We start from the raw sequence: 18,009 nt of genomic DNA, 5'->3' as shown, positions 1-18,009 counted from the left end.
ATATATAGCAAATTATATATTTTTGCAAAACTAAAATTTGATATAAATACAAAAGTATCTGCTTCACTAGAATTATATGAACGTATTTCAAATTTGGGTCAAAAAATTACAGAAGCTAATTCTTATTTTATTCCTTACTTACTGAGTTTAAATGAATCAACCCTTAAGAATTATATAGAACAAGTAGAAGGTCTTAAAATTTATAAAAATAAATTGTTTAATGCATTTAAATTTAAAAAGCATACACTCGAGAAAAAGCAGGAAGAAATTTTATCACAAATGGAAGTGAGTTTATCATCTCCAAAGAGAATTTTTGATATTTTATATAATATTGACATTGAGTTTGGGGAAGTATCTTATGAAGATAAAACAGAAAAGCTTACTCGAGATTCTTACTCCAAGCTGATTATTAGCGATAATAGAGACATACGAAAAGCTGCATTTAAAGCCTTTTATGAACCGTATACCAAGCTTAATAATACTCTAGCTGCAATATTTTCTACATCTGTTAGAAATAAAGTACATATCGCTAAAATCAGAAATTATTCTTCTGCAATTGAAAAAGAGTTATATTCCGATGAGGTACCTTTAGAGGTTTATGAGAACCTAATTAAAACGACTAAAACCAATATAATGCCCTTACAAAAACATGCGGAAATATATAAAAAATTACTTGGACTTGAAAACCTAAGTCAATATGATTTAAGTGTTCCTATAGTCCAAAGTCATAGAAATTTCATCTCTTATGAAGAAGGTTTTTCAACATTAGTGAAATCTTTAGAACCATTCGGAGAGGAATATATAGCTGCCTTAATGGAATTTAAGGAAAAACGTTATATTGATGTAAGGGAAACTCCTGGTAAGCGTTCAGGAGCTTATAATATTGGATTGTATGGGGTACATCCTTTTATACTTCTAAATTATAAGGATGATTTAGTAAGTTTATTTACTTTAGCACATGAGATTGGCCATGGGGTTCATTCACTTTTCTCTGCAAAAAATCAGCCCATGGTTAATTCTAAATATTCAACTTTAATAGCGGAAGTAGCATCATCAGTGAATGAGATTATGTTGATGCGTTATTTACTAGAAAAAGTGGATAATGAAGAAACAAAAAAACAATTATTAAATCATATTATAATAGGGTTTAAAGGTAGTTTTTATACCCAAGTTATGTTTGCGGAATTTGAAAAAATAATTCATGAAAAAGTGGAAAATGGCGAACTATTAAGCGCTGAAGTATTAAATACAACATATGAAAATATTTTTACAACTTACAATAAAGATGTTTATGATGAAGAATTGAAATATGGATGGTCTAGAATACCACATTTTTATCGACCATTTCATGTTTATAAATATGCTATTGGATATTTGTCAGCTATGTACATTGCCGATAAAATCCTATCAGGAGATAAAAACATATTGGATAACTACTTAATATTTTTAAAAAGTGGATGTTCTAAACCACCGTTAGAACTACTTAGATCAATAGGCATTGATTTAACTAGTCCTGAACCTATAAATTATGCATTGGACATCTTTAGCGGTTTGGTTGATGAATTTTCTTCATTTATTAATGAATATGTCTCTTCACCATCTTCCTAATACTCACAATTTCAAGGATCAAAATTACTAGAGATTGTACCTTAACTAAAATAGTCCCTTCCGTTAGCTATTTGGCAGAATTGAAACGGTACCACCAGTCATATACATCTAGAGTAAAACTGTAGAAGGGCCAGCGTTTCTTTGTAGTATTTTTCTTTCCTTGTAAGGGCTTATAAACATTAAATAATACATGTTTATCAATTGAGAATCTGAAAATTATGTAATTCGGTAATTCATTACGAACAACATGTGTTGTTTAATATTTAAAGGAGAGTATAATATGGTAAAGTATTCAAGAATTGATTTAACTGAAAACATTTTAGATAAAGTTGCTAATTTGTATAAAATTGTTTGGGATTCTGCGGATCCATTAATAAATGAGCGATTATTAAAACATGCTAATTACGATGGTTTTAAAGGAATAGTTATACTCTCAGATGAAGAAGAAGCTATAGGATTTTCATACGGTTATACATCCTTACCTGGACAGTTTTACCATGAAAAATTAGCAAAGGAATTTAGCTCAGAAGAATATAACAAATGGCTAAAAGATTGTTTTGAATTTGTGGAATTAGCAGTTCATCCTGATTATAGGCAGCAAGGTTTTGGACGAATATTAGTAAATGAATTATTACAAGATATCAAAAATAAAACAGTAATATTAACAACCCAAGTAAATAATAGACCTGCACGCTCCTTATATGAAAGTTTAAATTGGATTTGCTTAAAGGACCAATTTTTCCCAAGCGTTAAAGATAATCCGTATATTATAATGGGTAAGAAGTTATAATAAATTTTATTTTTAAATACATATTACAAAGTGCGTTGATCCATGAAGGATTAATGCACTTTTTTGTTAAATAAGAATGAATTGGGCTAACGGGTTAAAGAAGAGCAAAGGATAATAAGAAAAAACTAGAGTTCGAATAATAAGGGGTTCGGATTTGAAGTACAAAACATTAAATAGCATTACATTTAGCAATCAAATTAGAGGCAATTTAACAGAGTAAATAACATAATATTTAGTAGATGAAAAAGAGCATTGTTCACCATAATGCTCTTTTTCATCTTTTTTTCAAAAACATTAACGGAAAATATCCATTTATCAAAACAAATGTTATAATGTTTGAAATTATTGGAATTAAATAACAAACGGAAAGGCTGATAAGAATGGCATATGTAATTCGTAAAATGCAACAAGAAGATATAAAACAAGTTCAAAATGTGGCAAAAACAACTTGGAACGCTACTTACGAAGGAATAATTCCTTCAGAGGTACAAGAAAGCTTCTTAAAATCGGCTTACAATGATGAAAGAATGAAGCAACGGTTGTTAGAGTGGTACTGAAGTGAATTCTAAATAAAAACAATCAGACGCTTCGTGGGCTTTGATAATTAAAGCAAAAAAGCGTCCCAAATCCCTTCGTTATTCTCGAAGGGTATTTTTTTTCTACGACATAAAGACCGTATAATCCCAAAATTAAATGTGATATGCAGGAATTTTATTGGTACAGCGTAAACAATCGGAGGAGTAGAAGCAATACAACGGATATCCATACCGGAAAAACTCTTGCTTTCCAAAAGTAGATTGCAGAGTAGATTGGACCAAGGCCACCTGCTAACAGACCCTCCTAAACTTCTGGACTGTTTCAATTACGATATGAATATGGTTGTTCTCTGCAATGTCCTTAATTTCATAAGATAGCTTTCTTGTATGGCTAATCTCTACAATTCACCTAGCATGAATAAAGACCGTTACTCAGTAATAATCAGGTAATGGTGGTTCTAGGTAAATACATTGTCATTAACTTTTGGGAATAAGAATATTGATAATTATCAATACTTCTTAGGGGGCTAAAATTTGTACAATAGATGGTATACAAAGGAAAAAGAAAATGATGAACAATTACAATGCGATTTATGTAAAGGTTGGGATAAATATATTTATAATGTTCAATCGAGTTTAGAACATAAGGAGATAATAATATGTTTTCAATGTTATCATGCCAATGATAAACAAAAATACTTTGATGATATATTATAAATTTAATAAATTATGGAAAAAAACCAAAAGGTTGGTAAAATTATAGTAAGTACCTTTTGGGAGGATAGAAATAGTGAAAAAATTATTTGGACAACCAGTAGGCTCTAGTTGGAGAAAGTGGGACTTACATATTCATTCTACATTTTCAAAAGAATCTTCATCAAAGCTGACAGTAGAAGATATATTTAATTCTGCAATTGATAAAGAAATTTCTGTAATAGCTATTACTGACCATTCAAATGTTGAGGGGCTTGATGCGGTTTGGAGAGTCTATGAATCATTGTTTGAAAAGGAAGGAGAAACCCTACAGTATAAAGATTATATTAATTTTATACCTGGAGTAGAGCTGAAAACAGATAAAGGAAATAAACCTATTCATCTTATTGCTTTATTTCCACAATATATAAATAAAGGAAGTTATATTGAGAAAGTAGATACATCTTTTTTAAAAACAGAGTTTCTAAGTAAATTAGATTGTACTGATAGTAATATTCGTGCTGCAGGGGATGGGGATTACAATAAAGGGTTACTTTCAATTACAGTAAATTTTGAAAGAGCTAGTAAGCTAGCAAGAGAATTAGGTGGTATAACGGTAGTTCATAATGGTTCCAAGTCCAATGGGTTTGATAATGGACTTGATCATTCGGGAATAGATCCATCTGAAGAAGAGCTACTAGCTACATTTAATTATCTAAAAACGAATCTTATGACTGAATGTATAGATGTGTGTGAAATTCCTTCATTGAGTAAATCAAACTTAAAAGATAAAGAATTTTATCTTAGACAATTTAATAAACCATGTATTCATTGTTCAGATTCACACTCAGAGTTTTTGGGAGAAAAATATACCTGGATTAAAGCAGACCCTACATTTGAAGGATTAAAGCAAATAATTTTTGAACCAAATAACAGAATACATTTAGGCGAAAATCCCCCACTAGACCCTATTTATAAAATTGACAAGGTAAAAATCAAATTTCCAGAAAATACAAAATTAGGTGAAGAAGATTTTTGTTTAGCTGGTGATAGAGAAATGATTTTTAGCCCTAATTTAACTTGTATAATTGGTGGAAGGGGTAGTGGGAAAAGCACTGTTCTTAATCTAATACATGAAAAGTTACAACCCTCTGAAAATAGATTTTTCAACAACCATACTCTATTACTAAGTAAAGGGAAATCAATATCTGATTATATAACCATTGATAATGATGATGATAAAAAATATGTAGAGTTCTTGAGTCAAAATGAAATAGAAGAATTTGCACTTAACCAAAATAAATTCACTAAAGCTATATATTCTAGGTTGAAAAAATTAGATGAATCAAATGAACTACAAAACAAAAGTTTGGAACTAAACAATTATATAAATGAAATTAGGGAAGTGATCATAAATACAGAAAGAAGAAAACAACTTAATGAGAGTAAAGAAAGCCTTCTAAAAGAGATTACTACTAATGAAAGATTAGTTTCTTCATTAAAAGATGAAGAATATCTAAAAATAACTAATGAGATTCAATTAATAGATAAAGAATCTCAACAAATCAATTTTTCTAAACAGAGATTAGAAAATATCGTATTAGACTTAGAGAAGCTGTTAAAGAAATATAATGATGAATTAGAACCTAAGAATATCTATGATGAAAATTATAGTAAATTAGTTAGGTTAATATCGGACGAAATAGAGTTAAATAGAAATGATGATATTTTTAAAGAAATAACAATTCATAACGAATCTATAAAATTTAAACTTGAAGCTAAGAAGCATGAATTGGAGAGATTTTTGGTTTCTAGAGGATTAATTGGAGAGAATATTAAGGATGTTTCAGATGCTAATCAGAAAATAAATAAAGCAAAAAGTGAATTAGAAGAACTGGGAAAAGAGTTTTTTCAAATTGAGGCGGATCTAAGCTCTTTTCATTATAATGTCCAAACAAAATGTGAATATGAAGAAAAAATTTCAAATATGCTAGAAGAACTAAATAAGAAATTAGAAGAGTTGAACGAACATGTAAAAACAATAGAGTTAAAATATATTTTTAACAAAGAAGAAGCAAATGAAGTATTACTTGAAAAGTTAAAAGAAAAATTCCCAAAGAACGAAGCGTATAAACCCTTAAGGAATAGTGATTTAAAAAGGTATATATTCTCACTGGAGCCAGAAGAAGTTGAACAACAAGGTGATTTTCTTGAGGCTATGACTTCAATAGGCACACAAACTAAAACCTACAAAGCGTTAAGCGAATTTTTCGGAGATGAGAATAACTTTAAAATTTTTAAATTATTAATCAATGAAACTTATTCTGATGTTGAGCAGTTTAAAGCAATTAACGTTTATTACGATGGAAAGCTTTTAGAAAATACTTCTTTTGGTCAAAGGTGTACAGCTGCAATTGTTGTTCTATTGTTACTAGGGAATAATCCTATTATCATTGATGAGCCTGAAGCACACCTTGATAGTGGTTTAATTGCAGATTATTTAGTCGAATTAATTAAAGGGAGTAAACTGAAAAGACAAATTATATTCGCAACTCATAATGCTAACTTTGTAATTAATGGTGATGCAGAGTTAATACATTTCTTGGATGTAAGCGGAGACGGAAAGACAAATTTTAACTCTTTTACTATTGAAGATATAAACAACAGGGAAAAGCTTTTGAGGCTTGAGGGCGGAAGGTTAGCCTTCGAACAAAGAGAAAGAAGGTACCAATTTAATTAGTTGGTTACATTATAAAAGCAACAGTCTTTACCGAAGTCTGTTGCTTTTATAATTATCTTTCTAAGAGTTTTTTATATCACTAAAGTTTTACAGTTATACAGCGAACGAAGAAATAGCGGAAAATTAAGTGGAAAATGAAAGGGTTTATTTTAATGGTGCAGAAATAAATTACAATTGCAATACTTGCCAAGTCAAAGTGTATCGAATTGATGAAATTATTACCCAAAAATAAAATTTCAAAAAGACCCTGAATGCGTTAAAAGGTTTTTCTTCGATTTCAGGGTCTTATTTAATAGATATTAATAAATTCTTATAACATGGATTATATGAACTTAGAAATATCATCATATAATTTTTTGAAATTACCTAAGTATACGGCTTGTATATGATACAATATTTTACAGATGTAATATATTGGTGGATATTTATTAGAGGAGGAACAGTATGTGAGCGCTATCAATATTTGGAGATACAATGGATAAACATTTCCGGAACATGTTTGCCGTATCTACTAGGTGTTTATTATGAAATTAACCTTGAAACAAGACTTGTAGAAATTGAATATTCTATGAAGGGTGAATTTCAGAAGAATTATTTTGTGAGGTTTTAACTGTTATGGGGGTGTAGAGTTGATTTCTGAAGCAATTTTAAGAAGTATAGCTGACCTTTTTAATGGAGATACAGAGGAAGATTTTTTTAAATATAAGTCGGGACCTCAGTTGATAGATTTTTTTAATACCTATTTTGGTTATGAAGATTCATATGGACAAGGCTTTCCATCAAGATGGTATTTTACTTTAGATAAACTTGTAGACCTAATAAACAAGAAAAAGATTGATAGATTTTTTAGCTTAGTCCTAAGTAAAAGATACCTAATGGTTGAAAAGCAAATTTCAGAAGTTAATGCAGTGGTATTAAGTGAAGAGATACATCAAAATATGAATAATCTTTTAAAGCCAAATGGATTAGTTATTATAAAAAAAGAAGACAGATTTGAACTTGTTAGTGAAGATGAAGATTTGGTGTACGTAGGAGAAGGCGGATTTGCAATAGTTTATAGAAGGAAATCTAACGGACTAATAGTTAAGAAGTTAAAAGAAGAATTTCTTGTAAAGCAGGATATTAAGAGCCGCTTTAAAAGAGAGTATGACATAACAAAATCCTTAAATGATGTACCGGGAATTATTGAAGTTTACGATTTTAATTTAGATGAATATTCCTACACTATGAAATTCGCTGAACAATCATTGTTTGACTATGTTTCAAATTATGCTCACGACTTTGATGCCCAAAAAACTATGATTCGCCAAATACTTTTTGTAATGGGTATGGTACATGAAAGGAATATTGTACATAGAGATATTAGCCCACATAACATCTTGATAGTTAATGGAAGGTTACATATTTCTGATTTTGGACTAGGTAAAGATTTAGATATGTTTCATTCACATAGGACTGCATACACAAATTCATTTGGACAGTTATTTTATTGTGCCCCTGAACAGTTTATGCAGCTGAAAGTGGGGGATAAAAAAAGTGATGTTTATTCTCTAGGGAGACTAATAAATTTTATAGTAGGAAGCGACCCTAGGAATTATAATCACATACTCAGAAGCGTTACAGAAAAAGCTACGAATGAAAATCCGTTATACAGATTTGAAGATGCAAAAGAGCTACTAGAAGCTTTAGAGAAAACAATCTCTTACCATGAAAATAATGAAAAAATTCAAGAGGTAAAAGAAAAAATCAAAAATGGTTTTTACGATGAAGATGTAGAAAATTATATTTATGGTTTAAGTGCGATAGAGTTATGTAAAGATTTAGTTAATATTCCTCAGTTTATTAACTCAATTATGAAATTTATCGAAGACAATGATAAACGCAGTTTAGAATTAATAAAGATGATTGAAGATTCTTTTCGAGAGTATTGCGGCTTCTCATTTTCTTCATACGATATATTCTCGGAGCTAGCATATCGGATTTTAAAATCTAATGATTTTTCATACTTAACTAAAGAAATTGCTGCAAGGATATTAAACACAATTGCTACCGATGTAAACAGGTTTGAATCGCAAAGATTAATTGAAAGATTAATAGAAGGTGGATTAGAACCTAGTATTGAAGATATTCTTTCTGTTTAGTTTAAAGATAATGAAATCTGTTAATGTGTGTTGGAATTTGTTTTTATTGACTTGATTTCAGTGAATTAAGGTAAATTCTCTTTATTAGTACTTAAGTAGTTATATCAATTATTATAAGGAGCTTTTTTATGGAAGAACACTTAAACAAAGAGTATGTGTTGAATGAACTCTATAAGGCTTATAATTATGGTAACTTAGGTTTATTTATTGGTGCAGGTTTCTCTAAAGCAGTCGTTGATAATGGGCTAGATAATCTAGCTCTTTCTTGGGGAGAGTTAATTGATGAGGTTTGTGAGCGTCTGAATGTTAATGTTCCAAACAGTGAGGATATAAAGGGAATGTCTTACCCTGAGGTAGCAACAAGAATTTGTGAAAAGATTTCAGAGCAAGAAGGAATAAGTTATTTAGAGGCTAAAAATATCTTCAAAAAAGGAATCTGTGATTTTACAAATTGGCTTCCAAGTGAAGAAAAAAGGGAAACTTTTAGTCAATATTTAAATAAAATAAACCCTTCATGGATTATTACTACGAATTACGATTTAGTAATAGAAAGATTATTAACCGGTAGGAGTAAAACTCTGAGTCCAAAAGATAATCTGACACATCCCAAAAGTATAATTCCTATTTATCACTTACATGGTGTTCGTCATGAACCTGAATCAATAGTTATTACACAGGATGATTATATCCCATTATTTAGACCTAATGAGTATAGGCAAACTAAATTATCCTTAACAATAAAGGAGTCTACGACATTAATCTTAGGATACCAATTAGGTGATGTAAATGTACAGTCTGCTGTTGACTGGTCAAAAAATATATTCCCACAATCAAAAGAATATCCACATGAAATTATTCAGGCTATACGAAAGAGTGAACCTTCAAGTGAACCATATAGAAATATTAGTGGGAATATAGTTATTGAAATTAATGAAATTGAAGATTTTTTACAAGAATTAACCGACTTTTTCATTGAACGAGAAAATGAATATAACACTAAAATAGAAAAAATTAATGAACTAATAGGTAAATTAACCGAAAATAAAGCTGAACAGGTTGACAGATTTATAAAAAGCCAAGAACTAAGGTTAGGTTTACTTAAATTATTATCTAGATTTGAACAATACATGGTTACTCCCTATATTGACTTCATGTCTGCCTGTATAGATAAAACTTGGGAAAATGCTGCACCAGATGGAGCCTTTGATGCATATGACGATAATCTAAGAATTCTTCTTGATATAGTTATCAACTATGAGTATAAAAAGATGCCACCAGCTTTATTTGAATTTGTTTGTTATTCGTTGGATAGAGTGCTTGAGTATGTTGGAGATTATATTAGTCCTATACCATATGGGAAAAGTTTTAAAGCAACTAGTACTTGGCATAACAAGAAAAAGGAAATACCTCTAGAAATGCTAGAACAATTTTATCATTTTTCAAAATACAAATATTCTCGCCTCTTCAGAAAGGTTAAAGTACTAGTACCTCATGGTACTATCAAATGAGATTAAGAATAGCAAACCTCATTTAGATACACTACGGAGAACCGCATCATGAGTAAAGAATAAAATTAGGCAAGGTAAACACTACTACATCAAAATGTCTGCGATCACCACTCAAGCCATGTAGAAGCGGTCGCGCAGTTAATTTTAAAATAATCTACGATCACCACTCAAGCCACTTGTAAAATGTCACATTGTTGGAATTAAAAATGTAAATCCCAAATGGCTTGCATTTCCTTTATTTTGGGAAATGGGGTTTAATGAAGAATAATATTTATTCGGGCTGAATCAATAGTGATTCAGTCTTTTTTTGTAGCAGAATCCATAACAGCAAACTGTAATTCATTAAACCGTCTTATTCTTCTAGAAGATAATGCTCAGAACTATTTCGAACCAAGTACCAATCTAAATAAAACACTAACTATAGTACGGAATTGTCTATCTCTAGAAGGAGACAATATGACACCAGACCATACCAGAGATTAAAGAGATTACAGTGGTTACCTCAAAGATAACTAAAGGAGAGAATATCCCTTTCTCTGAAATCATTTCAGGAAAAGTAACATGATAAGAGGAGAAATTAAACATAAAATTAAAAAAACTTAACGATTATATGGGGAGGTGGAATTACACAGCTCTTATAGTGATTGAGTAGTTTGCATAATAATGTTTATAACATGATACATAACGGACAGGATACTCTACTGATTAAAATAATAATAATAAAACAGGTTTTTAGATGCATTACTAGAGGATCTACAACTAAAGGAATATTACAAAAATGTGCAATAATGAAGAGGGGAATTATCCAAAAGACACAAATTTCTACAAATTTTCCATATTTTCTGGTATACCTATTGTATTTTTTGTCTTATTAGTTAGAATTATTATGAATTACTTCAAATATTTGGCTATCATCTTATTAATATAATACTAGAGAGAGGAGGAGGAAAATGGATATGCTAAAGGATTTCTTCAATCCTTACGAACGTACAGCAAGGCTTTATCCGGCACTTATTATCCTTATTCCAACGTTTGTTACGGTTTACTGTTTATTTGAAGACTTTAGAGAACTTTTACCCATGGCTATGGGTTCAATATTTTTTTTAGGTTTTTCATATTATATAGGTAAATTAGCTCGAGAAATAGGAAAGAAAAAACAAGATAATTTAATTACTTTATGGGATGGCATGCCTAGTATAAGGTTTCTCCGTCACAGGGATGCAACGATTGATCCCATTACCAAAGCTAGATATCACCACTATTTAACAACTCATATTCATAACCTTAAAATTCCAACACCGGAAGAAGAATTAGCAAACCCAAAAGAAGCTGACAACATATATGCATCTGCTGTTAAATGGCTTTTAGCTAAAACCAGAGATACTCAGAAATATAGTTTGTTATTTCGCGAGAACATTAGCTATGGTTTTATGCGTAATTTTTGGGCTTTAAAACTAAGGGGAGTCATCATTAATTCCATAGTTTTAATTGCCACAGCGTTACTCGTTTATACAAGATATAGTTTTGATTATAAAATGATTCCACCTACTGTATGGTTATCAGTTTGTGTAACTGCTTTCGTAATAATATTTATACTATTGATAACTAAAGAAACTGTACATTCAAAAGCAAAAGCATACGCTCGAACTTTACTAGAAGTATGTGATGAAAACGATAATAATCAATAGAATGGGAGAGTGTGAGATGAGTATAATAAAATCATTTGCAGCAGGTAATGGAGACACGTATTATATCAAGCATAATAGTGATAATTTTACTATTATTGATTGTTTTCTTTTAGATCATAAAAAAGAAGACATTGTAAATGAAATTATTTCAGAGTCTGAAGGAAAGGATATTAAAAGGTTTATCTCCACTCATCCAGACGAGGATCATATACTAGGGTTAGAGTATCTTGATGAAAAGATGGGTATTGTAAATTTTTATTGTGTTGAAAACAAAGCTACTAAAAAAGATGATACGATTGACTTTGATAAATACTGTGAACTAAGAGATTCAGACAAAGCCTTTTATATTAAAAAGGGAGCTAGTAGGAAATGGATGAATCAATCAGATGATAAAAGAGGTAGCTCGGGTATTAACATCCTTTGGCCAGATGTGGACAACGAAGATTTCATTGAACAATTGGAAAAGGCTAAAAATGGAGAGAGTCCAAATAATATTTCAGCTATAATAAAATACAGTTTGGAAAATGGAGTTACTGCATTATGGATGGGTGACCTAGAAACAGATTTCATGGAAAAGATTAAAGAGGAAGTCGATTGGCCAAAAGTTGATATCCTATTTGCGCCACACCACGGAAGAAAAAGTGGGCAGGTACCTAAAGATTTATTGAAAATCCTAGATCCAAAAATGATTGTTATTGGTGAGGCTCCTGCGGAACACATTCATTATTACACTGACTATAATACAATTACACAAAATATGGCCGGGGATATTACATTTGATTGCTTAGCAGGAAAAGTTCGTATATATGTATCAAACGAAAATTATAATTTACCTTATTTAGATAAGGAAGACATAAATGATAAAAATTATATTGGAACTATTAACCTATAGGTAAAGGTTCCTTTTACGTAAAAACCCATAACTGTAAAGCCCTAACCTGTGGATTTAGAAGTATAAAACATTAAAATGGACGATGATTTGAGGTGCAATTTGTTCTTCTATTTTGGTGTTATTACAAAGATAATTTTAATATCAAAATGTAGTGTGGTTTGTAAGGGTTAAAACCTGAAAGTATGTAGAGCTGCAATTTAGTGTGCAAAATGCGATGCATTTTGATAGACAAATAATCTATAACCAATCAAAGGTCACCTCTCTTTATCTGGGATGTAGTTTGAATAAATTTAATGTAAGTAGTACAGGCATAAACGTTGTACAATTTTTCTTGGTTATATATATCATCATAAAACTCACCAGCACACATGTGTTGCGAGATACACTCTACACATGTGGAGTGTGTTTTATTGCTAAGTTACAAAGGAAAATAAACTAATTATGCCTGACAACAGTGTTTAAGAGGTTATACTACACTGTTTGTCAGGCATCTTCTATCTCCATGGGGCATTCTGTGAAACAAAAAAACGGGAAGTGCTAGGCACTCTTACAATACGATGTTCCCTTGACACTCCCACAACACATTCATTGCCAAAATCGCAACAATGCAATAAGATATATACTTATTTGTTGAAAGATTTTTTAGGAGTTGACACCATGAGATGGATTTTTCAGAAGAAATGGTCAGTTATCGGGGTTGCAATTTTTTGTTCGCTTTTGTGGGGGAGTGCCTTTCCTGTTCTAAAGGTGAGTTATGAAGAACTGCAAATGACCGCCGATGATGTAATAGCTAAGGTTGTATTTGCGGGAATACGTTTTTTATTTGCGGGTTTGCTGGTTTTAGGATTTTTATTACTTATAAAGCCGAAAAGAATATTGGTTTCGAAAAGGAGTTTTCTTATTCTCCTTTTACTGGGTGTGATTCAAACAGCCCTACAATACTTTTTCTTCTATAACGGATTGGCAAAAGTGTCAGGTATGCAGGGGGCAATTTTATCGACTGTTGGAACTTTTTTCACAGTTATACTAGCTCACTACTATTATAAAAATGATAGATTAACTTGGAAGAAATCAATTGGGCTAATTGCTGGTTTCTCTGGAATTGTGGTGGCAAACTGGGGGCAAGAGCTTAAAATGAGTTTTCAGTGGGATGGAGAAGGATATATGATTCTTGCAGGACTCACTGGTGCGATTGCAACAATTATGGCCAAGGAACTAACAACTGGCATTGATCCATTTGCAATTACGGGATGGCAGTTGAGTCTTGGTGGACTTGTCATGCTTATTATTGGTCTACCGATGATGCAAACCGGATCAATCATTTTTACACCAATTGGATGGGGATTATTAATATACTCTGCTGTACTCTCGGCTGTTGCGTTTGGTCTCTGGTATTCGTTGTTAAAGTATAATCATGCAGGTGAAATTACAATTTATAAGTTTATTGTACCGGTTTCTGGAACGATACTGTCTGCTATTTTCATACCCGGTGAAAAATTAAATTTGTATATTCTAGTGGCTATTGCCATGGTTGCGATCGGGATTATTGTTTTGAATTACCGTGGAAAAGGGAATAAAGCTATTAAGACAGCTAAAAGAAATGCTTCATGACCAAAAAAAGTAGAACAGTTGCATATATGTCCGTTCTCTTTTATAAAATGGGCTCAGTCTAAGGCAGTTGCGAATTGAATTATAGCCAGGCATTGGTAAAGCTATGATCCAAAATATCTGTTAAAATAGCAAAATAACGATAACGAATGTAATAAAAAGCTCGTTGTGCCTTTTTATAATATTACAGATTAGGAGAGATGACTTATTTACCTCGAACAACATCAAGAAATACAAGAGCCTCGATTGCATAATCCAAAGGGAAAAACACGTTTGGGGTTAGCACTTTTACTTGGGTTCCTTGCTTTTTTGGGGCCGTTTAATATAGACATGTATTTGCCTAGCTTTCCCGAGATTTCTCAGGATTTTGGGGCTGGCGCTACGCAGGTACAGCTTAGTTTAACCGCATGTTTAATCGGGCTAGCGATTGGACAATTAGTTGTCGGGTCGATTAGTGATGCACACGGCAGGAAAAAACCGTTGTTAATTGCTACTACTTTGTTTGCAATAGCTTCTATTCTCTGTGCATTTGCGCCCAATATGACAACACTGATCACAGCACGTTTTTTACAGGGATTTACCGCATCAGCTGGGGTTGTCCTTTCTCGAGCTGTAGTACGTGATGTATTCAGTGGCAAAGAGCTTACGAAATTTTTCTCACTATTAATGGTCATTAATGCTGTTGCACCAATAATCGCGCCTCTGTTTGGTGGAGCAATCCTGGCTTTTCCATCAGCAAGCTGGCAAACCATTTTTTACTTTTTAGCATTTATTGGACTTTTGATTGTGATTATCGTTGCCATGAAATTAAAGGAAACATTGCCACCGGAAAATCGTATTCCAAGTTCTATTTCTTCATCGATTATGACGATGGGCAGTTTATTGAAAGACCGTTCTTTTATTGGTTATGCAATAGTTGTCGGATTTGTACATGGTGGAAGTTTCGCCTATGTATCAGGGACTCCTTTTGTATATCAGGATATTTACGGGGTATCTCCCCAAATATTCAGTGTTCTATTTGGGATTAATGGAATAGCAATTATTACGGGGAGTTTTATTATCGGACGATTCAGTGAGATCATCCCAGAGAAAAAACTGCTTCAGGCAGCCGTTACGATTGCGCTGATGGCGACTCTCCTCCTGCTGATTATGACAATTATTAAAGGTCCGTTAGCGTCACTTGTCATATTGATTTTTATATACATGATCACCATAGGGATGATTATGACAAGCACCTTTACCTTGGGGATGGCCAATCAGGGGAACCGTGCCGGAAGTGCAAGTGCCGTATTAGGCATGCTCCCGCTGCTGCTTGGAGCGATTTTTTCTCCGCTTGCTGGCATTAATGAAACCTCGGCTGTTCCGATGGGAGCTATCATATTTACTACTTCACTCATCGGGTTTATCGCTTTCTTTACGCTGGTAAGAACGAATAAGGTAGAAGGATGAAATTGCTGTCAACTTACTGGATGAGGAGTGAACAAATTTTAAAAAAGTAAAAACCGAAAGAAGAGAAGTTTTTCTTCCGCTATTTTGTGGTATCATTTTTACAGTTAATTCCGTAATTTTCTGAGTAAAGTAATGAACAATTATTAATTAAATATTCAGTATGATGGTGGCCGTTACAAGGGTTGGTAACGCCTGTGTTGCCACATACACTTTGAACATTGCGAAGCGGTTGCGTGGTTGGAGTTATCATAATTATATTAAAAGAACGAGTTCCGATCTTGGTGGAACCCGTTCTTTTTTGCTTGTTAAGGTGAGTGTATCTCCCAACTAATTTTAAATGATGACATAAGAAATGTCGTATGAATTGGCAAAGTCACTTTCTTTATTTAACAAGGTCTTTAGTACTTTTATATAGGTTATTGAATAACAATTGCCATTATAAAAAAACAAATTCTTTTAACAAAGTGTGAAGAGTAAATTGTTTGACTATGTTTATTAAAGTAACTTGACACGTAACCTTATCGATATTGGTATGAAAAGGAAAATTGTATAGAGGAAAAATTTCGCGAATTAATAATTATCTATTCACGCAACAGATGAAAATACATATTTCTAATGTTTGTTAAGTGTCGATTTCTTTTATAACAAACCCTCTTGCAAAGGTATTAAAAATACGTATGAGACGATCTGTCATTTCACCGGGTGTAACATCAAAATCCTGCGCAATCCAGTCCTTAATTAACCCCGCCGTACCATATGCCATATAACGCTTTTGGCAGTAATCATCAACAGATGACACGTCGTATTGAATATCAAATTTATTTTTCAATAAATTAAATATCGCTTCAGGCAGTTGCTGGTGAATGTGTGGCAAGGTATCTTCTAATAGTAATAATGTAAAGTAATCACGGTGATCGTAAATATAATACAACAAATCGAAGGAGCTTGTTGTTAACTCTATTACTTTTACCCGACTATCACTTTGGTATTTAGACATGCTGTAATACTGAATTGCTTCGAACATTTCATCCATTAACTCTTCAACAAGCTCATATATGTTTTGATAATACACATAATAGGTTGTTCGATTATATTGCGCATGATCAACGATGTCCTTTACCGTAACAGCGCTAAATCCCTTTTTATGTACCATTTCAATAAATGCCTTTTTTAAGAAATTCTTTGTCCGCATCGCTTGGTTGGAATTGGATTTCATCATATTCCTCTCCTACTAGACAGATTCGATGGAAGTGTTGGTTTCCTCAACATTATAGCAAATATTGCGGATGGTATACAGAAAGAGAAACCTAGTAAACTATAAATGTAGCTAGAATTATTAGGGAAGTTAACAAATAATAAGATTTGAACAATTTGGAGGAGATAGTATGAGAGGTTGGCTATTTTCAGGTACAAATAAACCACTAGAATTGATTGAAAAAGAAGATCCGAAAGCGATTCCAGGTCACGTTGTGATAGACGTGAAAGCTGCTGGTTTATGCCATTCAGACGTTGCAGCATTACAAGATCCAGGTTGGATGCCACTTTTCCCAAATGGTCCTGTTATTATGGGGCATGAGTTTGCTGGGGTTGTTATTGAAGTGGGTGAAGGTGTAGAAAATATTAAAGTTGGAGACCGTGTTGGGGCTAACCCAATGAATAGAGAAACAAAAGTAACTGCTGGTTATAACTATGACGGCGGGTATGCAGAAAAAGTGCGTGTTCCTGCAGATCAATGCGTAATCATTCCTGAAGGCGTTTCCTTTGAAGAAGGGGCAGCTTCTACAGATGCAGGGATCACAGCTTATCGTGCTCTTTTCAGTATTGGACAAGCTAAAGAAGGTACAAAATTAGGAATCATCGGAATCGGTGGTCTTGGTCAATTTGCTCTACAAATGGCACTAATTAAAGGTTGCGAAGTGTACGCTACAGATGTTTCTGAAGGGGCTCGAAAGCTTGCTGAAGAACTAGGAGCTCATAAAGTATTCGATACTGTTCTAGATATGAAAGAAGCAGAATGTGACGTTATTGTTGACTTTGCTGGTTTTGGACAAACAACTTCTGACGCACTGGAAGCTGTAAGACCAAAAGGAACAGTTGTAATTGTTGGTATGGGTAAATTAGAATCTAATATCAATACTTACTTAATGATTACAAAAGAAATTAAGCTTTTAGGAAGCAATGGTGGATCAGTGGAAGACTTAAAAGGTGTATATGATTGCTTCGCTACTGGAAAAATGAATCCAACTCTTATCACAATCCCGTTTGAAGAAGTCGACAAAGGTATAGAAAAACTGAAAAATCATGAAGTAAAAGGACGCTTAGTAGCTGTATTTGAATAAATGTAAGTTTTCTTTAT

The 18,009-nt window shown here is 32.4% G+C and carries 12 protein-coding genes and 1 pseudogene; 12 read left to right on the top strand and 1 reads right to left on the bottom strand.

Annotation, left to right across the window (positions count from 1 at the left end; genetic code table 11):
• The 11 genes and pseudogenes from pepF to V7097_RS24945 all read left to right on the top strand — a co-directional run.
• On the top strand, positions 1-1,608 hold a 1,608-nt coding region (gene pepF / locus V7097_RS24995; protein WP_335706350.1), incomplete at its 5' end, for an oligoendopeptidase F.
• A gap of 280 nt (positions 1,609-1,888) precedes the next feature.
• The gene (locus V7097_RS24990; RefSeq protein ID WP_335706349.1) at positions 1,889-2,398 is read left to right on the top strand and encodes a GNAT family N-acetyltransferase; all 510 of its coding nucleotides are present in this window, start codon (positions 1,889-1,891) and stop codon (positions 2,396-2,398) included.
• Between the two features lie 380 nt (positions 2,399-2,778).
• Positions 2,779-2,940 (top strand): annotated as a pseudogene (locus tag V7097_RS24985) (GNAT family N-acetyltransferase); the annotation flags it as partial.
• A gap of 528 nt (positions 2,941-3,468) precedes the next feature.
• A complete protein-coding gene (locus tag V7097_RS24980; RefSeq protein ID WP_335706348.1) occupies positions 3,469-3,651 on the top strand; it encodes a hypothetical protein in 183 nt (60 codons plus the stop codon).
• A 73-nt stretch (positions 3,652-3,724) separates the two neighbouring features.
• Entirely contained in the window at positions 3,725-6,367 is a 2,643-nt protein-coding gene (locus V7097_RS24975; protein WP_335706347.1) for a TrlF family AAA-like ATPase, read from the top strand.
• Positions 6,368-6,996: 629 nt separating this feature from the next.
• Positions 6,997-8,508: a protein kinase domain-containing protein gene (locus tag V7097_RS24970; protein ID WP_335706346.1), complete on the top strand. Its 1,512-nt coding sequence runs from the start codon at positions 6,997-6,999 to the stop codon at positions 8,506-8,508.
• Positions 8,509-8,636: 128 nt separating this feature from the next.
• Positions 8,637-10,016, top strand: a complete 1,380-nt coding sequence (locus V7097_RS24965; RefSeq protein WP_335706345.1) for an SIR2 family NAD-dependent protein deacylase — start codon at positions 8,637-8,639, stop codon at positions 10,014-10,016.
• A 950-nt stretch (positions 10,017-10,966) separates the two neighbouring features.
• Positions 10,967-11,704, top strand: a complete 738-nt coding sequence (locus V7097_RS24960; protein WP_335706344.1) for a hypothetical protein — start codon at positions 10,967-10,969, stop codon at positions 11,702-11,704.
• Positions 11,705-11,720: 16 nt separating this feature from the next.
• Positions 11,721-12,596 carry an MBL fold metallo-hydrolase gene (locus V7097_RS24955; RefSeq protein ID WP_335706343.1) on the top strand — a complete coding sequence of 292 codons (876 nt, stop codon included), beginning with the start codon at positions 11,721-11,723 and terminating at the stop codon, positions 12,594-12,596.
• 657 nt (positions 12,597-13,253) lie between these two features.
• The gene (locus V7097_RS24950) at positions 13,254-14,207 is read left to right on the top strand and encodes a DMT family transporter (protein WP_335706342.1); all 954 of its coding nucleotides are present in this window, start codon (positions 13,254-13,256) and stop codon (positions 14,205-14,207) included.
• Positions 14,208-14,450: 243 nt separating this feature from the next.
• Positions 14,451-15,653, top strand: coding sequence for a Bcr/CflA family efflux MFS transporter (locus tag V7097_RS24945; RefSeq protein ID WP_335706341.1), 1,203 nt, complete (start codon positions 14,451-14,453; stop codon positions 15,651-15,653).
• A 622-nt stretch (positions 15,654-16,275) separates the two neighbouring features.
• Here the strand turns inward: V7097_RS24945 and V7097_RS24940 are convergent.
• Complete coding sequence (locus tag V7097_RS24940) at positions 16,276-16,869, bottom strand: TetR/AcrR family transcriptional regulator (protein WP_335706340.1); 594 nt, start codon at positions 16,867-16,869, stop codon at positions 16,276-16,278.
• Positions 16,870-17,038: 169 nt separating this feature from the next.
• Here V7097_RS24940 and V7097_RS24935 point away from each other — a divergent pair, with 169 nt between their 5' ends.
• On the top strand, positions 17,039-17,992 hold the full coding sequence (locus V7097_RS24935) for a zinc-binding dehydrogenase (RefSeq protein WP_335706339.1): 954 nt from the start codon (positions 17,039-17,041) through the stop codon (positions 17,990-17,992).
• The last annotated feature ends 17 nt before the right edge of the window (positions 17,993-18,009 follow it).

This window comes from Bacillus sp. JJ1562, assembly GCF_036962705.1.
In the GTDB taxonomy this organism is placed as follows: domain Bacteria; phylum Bacillota; class Bacilli; order Bacillales; family Bacillaceae_L; genus Ferdinandcohnia.
The sequence above is the reverse complement of the archived record's forward strand: the minus strand, read 5'-3'. Positions and strand labels throughout refer to the sequence as shown.